The 5,421-nt window shown below is 64.0% G+C and carries 6 protein-coding genes; 2 read left to right on the top strand and 4 right to left on the bottom strand.

Annotated elements, in window-relative coordinates; translation table 11 throughout:
* From FVW20_RS06825 to rimP, 4 genes are all read right to left on the bottom strand, one after another.
* The coding region (locus tag FVW20_RS06825; RefSeq protein WP_196608840.1) for a translation initiation factor IF-2 N-terminal domain-containing protein at positions 1 to 286 on the bottom strand (286 nt) is incomplete at its 3' end.
* Entirely contained in the window at positions 283 to 534 is a 252-nt protein-coding gene (locus FVW20_RS06820; RefSeq protein WP_167124043.1) for a YlxR family protein, read from the bottom strand. The genes FVW20_RS06825 and FVW20_RS06820, both read right to left, overlap by 4 nt.
* Positions 535 to 541: 7 nt before the next feature.
* The gene (gene nusA, locus FVW20_RS06815) at positions 542 to 1,897 is read right to left on the bottom strand and encodes a transcription termination factor NusA (protein WP_196608839.1); all 1,356 of its coding nucleotides are present in this window, start codon (positions 1,895 to 1,897) and stop codon (positions 542 to 544) included.
* A 23-nt stretch (positions 1,898 to 1,920) separates the two neighbouring features.
* Positions 1,921 to 2,625, bottom strand: coding sequence for a ribosome maturation factor RimP (gene rimP, locus FVW20_RS06810; protein WP_196608838.1), 705 nt, complete (start codon positions 2,623 to 2,625; stop codon positions 1,921 to 1,923).
* A 443-nt stretch (positions 2,626 to 3,068) separates the two neighbouring features.
* Here rimP and flgF point away from each other — a divergent pair, with 443 nt between their 5' ends.
* Both flgF and flgG read left to right on the top strand, forming a co-directional pair.
* On the top strand, positions 3,069 to 3,848 hold the full coding sequence (gene flgF / locus FVW20_RS06805; RefSeq protein ID WP_196608837.1) for a flagellar basal-body rod protein FlgF: 780 nt from the start codon (positions 3,069 to 3,071) through the stop codon (positions 3,846 to 3,848).
* 349 nt (positions 3,849 to 4,197) lie between these two features.
* The gene (gene flgG, locus FVW20_RS06800; protein WP_196608836.1) at positions 4,198 to 4,980 is read left to right on the top strand and encodes a flagellar basal-body rod protein FlgG; all 783 of its coding nucleotides are present in this window, start codon (positions 4,198 to 4,200) and stop codon (positions 4,978 to 4,980) included.
* The last annotated feature ends 441 nt before the right edge of the window (positions 4,981 to 5,421 follow it).

Here is a 5,421-nt window from a genome sequence, read left to right as displayed (position 1 = left end):
CGCCTTCGCGCTCTTCGGCACGACGACGCCCGGGGGCTTCGCCCTCTTCGCCGTCGCGGCGGCGGCGGCGCACGATGACGCCGGGCTGCACCACCTTGCGGTCAACACCCGCTTCGGCGGCCTGGCCCTGATGGCGTTCGCGCACGCGGCTGACCTCGTCGGCGGTAAGCGTGGTCATCACGCTCTTGGCCGGTATGTCAAGGTCGCGCAGCGTGTGGAGCAGATCTTTCGTGGACACGCCCAGCTCCGTGGACAGGTCCTTCACCCTGGTCTTGTCGTCGGTCATTCCTGAACCCCCTTGCGCTTCCTTCGCCAGCCGCCAAACTTCCGGAATCGCTCCCGGCATTCGGGGCTTTCGCATACGTAGAACCCGCGTCCAGGCAGTACCTGCCTTTCGTCCGGAACGGGGTCGGCCCCCGCCCCGGCGGTGTCCGTCGGGGGGACGTACCGCAGAAGCTCGCGCTTTGCAAAGCGGCGCCTGCATATGACGCAGGTGCGTAATGGTATGTGCTTCCCGCGGATGGCTTCATCCATCCGCGTACTATTCCTTCGCTTCGGCTTCGGTTCCTTCGCCCTGCTCCTGAACGGAAGCCTGTGCGGCGTCCTGTTCGGCATCGGGGGCGGCTTCCGCCTCCGGCCCGGTATCCGCGTCGGCATCGTCCTGCGCCTGGGGCGCAAGGAAGTTGATGGCCGCGCGCAGGTCGGCGATCTTGCCCGGCGCAAGGCCCAGCGCCGAGGAAAGTTCCTCGTCGTCGGCTTCACGCAGGCGCTCGATGGACTGGAATCCTGCCGCGATGAACTGTTCGATGGAGATTTCGGCGACGCTGGCGATCTGCTCGAGCCCGCGTCCGATGGCGTTGGCCTCGTTGTAGCGGGTTTCGGTGTAGATATCTATCTTCCAGCCCAGCAGCTTCGCGGCCAGCTTCACGTTCTGGCCCTTTCGACCGATGGCGTTGGTCAACTGGTCGTCGGGCACGATGACTTCGAGCAGGTTTTCTTCCTCGTCCACCACGATGCGCGAGATCACCGCCGGGGAAAGGGCGTTGCGGGCATACGTTGCGATGTCCGGGCTCCAGACCACGATGTCGATGCGCTCGCCGCGCATTTCCTGCACGATGTTCTGGATGCGCGAACCGCGAATGCCCACGCAGGCGCCCACCGGATCCACGTCGCGGTCACGCGACATGACGGCGGCCTTGGCGCGGCTGCCGGGGTCGCGTGAAACGCCCATGATCTGCACGGTGCCGTCGTCCACCTCGGGCACTTCACGGCGGAACAGGGCCGCCATGTAGTCGCGGTGCGCGCGTGAAACGATGACCTGCGGGCCACGGCCTTCCTTGCGCACGTCGATGAGGATGGCCTGCACCCGGTCGCCGCGCTTGTAGTGTTCGCGCGGGATCTGTTCTTCCTTGGGCAGCAGTGCTTCGGTGCGGCCAAGGTTGATGATCCACCCGGCCTTGTCGCGGCGCTGGATGATGCCGCTGACGATTTCGCCCCGGCGGTCCTTGTATTCCTCGTAGATGATTTCCTGCTCCGCATCGCGCATGCGCTGGATGATCACCTGCTTGGCCGACTGGGCGGCGATGCGGCCAAGGTCTTCGATCTTCACGCGGAAGCCCATTTCGTCGTCCAGTTGTACGCTGGGGTCGTGGGCGCGCGCGTCCTCGAGCGAAATTTCGCTGTTCGGGTTCTCGACCTCTTTCACGACGATCTTGAACTGATAGACGTCGATTTCGCCGGTCTCGTCATTGTAGCTGACTTCGGCGTCCATCTCGTCGCCGAACTTGCGGGCCACGGAGGTGCGGACGGCTTCCTCCAGGGTGTCGATCAGCATGTCGCGGTCAAGGCCCTTGTCCTTGCTGATCTGGTCGATGGCCTTCTTGAGTTCCAGGCTCATGAGTACTCCTCCGGATCGGTGGCCTAGTCCGTGGTGTCGTCGTGCGGCGCGCCGCCGCGTGCGGGCTTCTTGGGCTGCGCCTTCTTGCGCTGGCCGGTCTTGCCGCCGGGCTGGGGCCGGGTCGTGTCGGGAAAAATGTGGATGAGGTGCGCCTTCTTCACGTCGTCCCACGCCACGCTGATGGGGGCGGGGTCTTCGTCGGGGCGGGGCGCGGTGTCGGGCAGGAAGGTGAGGGTGTCGCCTTCCACCCGCACGATGTCCGCCCGGAACTTGCGGCGGCCCGGCCATTCAGGATGGGGCACCGCAAGGGTGAGTTCGATGGTGCGGCCCACGTAGGGGGCAATCTGGGCGATCTCGAAGAAGGGGCGTTCCAGCCCCGGCGAGGACACTTCGAGCACGTAGGCGTCGCGGACCACGTCTTCCACGTCCAGGGCAAGGCCCAACTGGCGCGAAAGGCGGGCGCACTGGTCTATCGTCACGCGTTCGGGTGTGGCGTCTCCGGCCGCTTCCCCGTCCGGGGCTGCTACTTCAGGGGCTGCTACTTGAGGGGCCGCAATTTCCGGGGCCGCTGCTTCCGGGACGGACATGCCGGGCTTGGCGTCCACGTACACGCGCAGCACCATGCGTCCCCCGTCAATGATCTCGATGCCCCACAGGGCAATGCCCAGGGCGTCGGCCAGGGGCGTGGCAATGGCGGCGACGGCGTCGCGGAGGGGATGCGTGCTCATGGTGCGGGATAACGTCCGTTGTCGTGGGCGGCGGAGCCGCAGCAAAAAAAAAGGGGGCCGAAAGGCCACCCGGAATGGCCGCGTACGGCCCTCAGGATGTCGAAGCGGCGTTGCCGGGGAGCGGTAAGGCGTGGCGCTCCGTGAAGCGATTCCAGAGGAATATCGGCAGCCGCTTCTGTCAAGACGCGAATATATAGTATGGGGCCGCAGGTCTGTCAACAGGAGATGGCGCGAGGAATGGTACGACCGCGCGCGGATGCCGGGATGGGGCGACGCCCGGAAGCAGGCGGATGACCGTCGTTGTTCCGTCGGTGCGCCCCGTGCTCTGTGCGTGCCGGGCGGGGCTCATGCATTGCCACGCACCGGAATGATGCAGGTTTGTCGGTATGGCCCATGCCTTGCACAGCCACTGGCGCGGGCAGCATGCCCGCAAGGAGGCACGCATGCAGGAAGGCATGTTGTCGAGCCTGTTCGGCGCGCTCACCAACGAGCATCGCATGAACAATATCTCGAACAATCTCGCGAACGTGAATACCACGGGCTACAAGCGCGACGTCATATCCTTCAAGGATACCATGCAACTGTTCGCCCATGACCAGATCATGGAGCCCATTGCCCACGTGCGCTCGAAAAAGCTCTTTCCGGAACCCATGCACGTGGCGCGGCCCCGTATTGCCGTGGCCCATACCGACTTCGAGCAGGGCAGCATGCGCTACACCGGCAACCCGCTGGACGTGGCCATTTCCGGCAACGCCTTTTTCAAGGTGCGCACCCCCGAAGGCGAATTCTACACCCGCAACGGCAACTTCATCCAGACCGCCGACGGCCAGTTGGTGACCGCCATGGGCCACGCGGTGCAGGGCGACGGCGGCGACATTGCCCTGCCGCCCGGCGAGGATGTGCAGATTTCCGACGACGGGCAGATATTCGCGGGCGGCGCCCTGGTGGGGCAGTTGAACATGGTCACCGTGAACGACCTGACCGCCCTGGAAAAGCTGGGCGGCAACATGTACCGGCTGCGGCCCGGATCCAACGCGGGCGAGGTGCCTGCCGAGCGTGCCTACGTGGCCCAGGGCTACCTGGAGGCGTCCAACGTCGAGGTGGTTTCCGAAATGGTGAACATGATCGAAGCCCAGCGACAGTTCGAAGCCTATCAGAAGGTGATGCAGACCACGGATTCCATAGACCGTGAGGCGACCCAGAAGGTGGGCAAGAAGGTCTGACGGGTGGCGCCATGAGTGTCTTTTTGCCCTCTGCCTTCGTCAGAATGGCTTTTTACTCCGGTCAAATACCATCAAAGCGCGCTGCGGTCCTCATCCGTAAGGCTCGCAAGCTCGCCCGACGGCTGAGGCATATTCCCTTCATAAAAAGCCATTCTTCCTCGGCAGAGAACAAAAATCCTACTCACGCCGCTACCCGTCGAAGAAGCGCACCGCCATTCCTACTGACAACCGCCGCCGCGCGGGTAGGGTTGCCCGGCGTATCCGGCATCCGGTTTGCAAACACCTGTCTGGCGGGCAATCACCGCCGGACAACCGACGGAACCAAACTCCCCGCAAGGAGACAACGACCATGATGCGTTCACTCTGGACGGCGGCCACCGGCATGGTGGCCCAGCAGCTCAACATCGACGTGATCTCCAACAACCTCGCCAACGTGAATACCACAAGCTTCAAGAAAAGCCGCGCGGAGTTCGAGGACCTCATGTACCAGAACATGCGCATTGCCGGCGCCGCCACGGAAGGCGACAACCGCATTCCCACCGGCATCCAGGTTGGCATGGGCGTGCGTCCCACCACTGTGCACAAGTTCTTCACCCAGGGCGACTATTCCAACACCGGCAACTCGCTGGACCTCGCCATCGAAGGCGACGGCTTCTTTCTGGTGCAGGTGAACGGCGAAGACGCCTACACCCGCGCAGGTGCATTCAAGCTGAACCAGGATGGGGTGGTGGTGACCGCCAACGGCTACACCCTGCAGCCGGAATTCACCGTGCCCGCCGAGACCAAGAACATCACGGTGACGGAAAACGGGCACATCTCCGCGCTGGACAGCAACGGTGACGCCCTGGCCGAAGCCGACATCCCCCTCTACACCTTCATCAACCCGGCGGGCCTGGAGGCGCGGGGCCGCAACCTGTACGTCCCGTCCGAGGCATCGGGCGAGGCAGTGGAAGGCGTGCCCGGCGAAGACAACGTGGGCACCATTGCCCAGGGCTTTCTGGAAATGTCCAACGTCGAGGTGGTGGACGAGATGGTGAACATGATCGTGGGCCAGCGCGCCTACGAAATGAACTCCAAGGCCATCCAGACGTCGGACACCATGTTGCAGACCGCTGTCCAGCTGAAGCGTTAAGGGCTGACTCCCAATGGTCCTTTCGTCCGTTGGCTGACTGACCCGAAGGGCGCGTAGCGTGCCCGTTAAGCGAGTCTGCGGGTTTTACGGGCATCGAGCGTAGAACGGTCAAACTTCATCTGCCATTCCGGTCGAATACGATAAGAGTATGTTCCCGTCATGGCTGGTTCGTTTTCCTTGCCAACGATCGAAAACCCTCATTCGGAGACCGTCCTCGGGGCGTGTGTTACCCCGCAGCGTGAACGTTTCTGGAACTCCAGGGAGATATAGCATGATCCGCCACCGCCGTTCCGCACCCACCCGCCATTCCGCCGTCATGGTGTCCGCGTTCGCCGGGCCCATGGCCTGGCTGGCGGCGCTGACCCTTGCCCTCGGGCTGCTGGCCTTCGGCCTTGCCCCGGCACGGGCAGGCACCGCCGACGCGGGTTGGCGCATCCGGCT

Source organism: Nitratidesulfovibrio oxamicus (assembly GCF_015731765.1).
Lineage (GTDB): Bacteria > Desulfobacterota > Desulfovibrionia > Desulfovibrionales > Desulfovibrionaceae > Cupidesulfovibrio > Cupidesulfovibrio oxamicus.
Note: the sequence above shows the minus strand (reverse complement) of the source record. Positions and strands in the feature narration are given on the sequence as shown.

What these genes read in the sequence shown, in the direction of transcription:
- rimP (WP_196608838.1), bottom strand. Translation starts at nt 2,625, where the DNA reads ATGAGCACGCATCCCCTCCGCGACGCCGTCGCCGCCATTGCCACGCCC.
- flgF (WP_196608837.1), top strand. Translation starts at nt 3,069, where the DNA reads ATGCAGGAAGGCATGTTGTCGAGCCTGTTCGGCGCGCTCACCAACGAG.
- FVW20_RS06820 (WP_167124043.1), bottom strand. Translation starts at nt 534, where the DNA reads ATGGATGAAGCCATCCGCGGGAAGCACATACCATTACGCACCTGCGTC.
- nusA (WP_196608839.1), bottom strand. Translation starts at nt 1,897, where the DNA reads ATGAGCCTGGAACTCAAGAAGGCCATCGACCAGATCAGCAAGGACAAG.
- flgG (WP_196608836.1), top strand. Translation starts at nt 4,198, where the DNA reads ATGATGCGTTCACTCTGGACGGCGGCCACCGGCATGGTGGCCCAGCAG.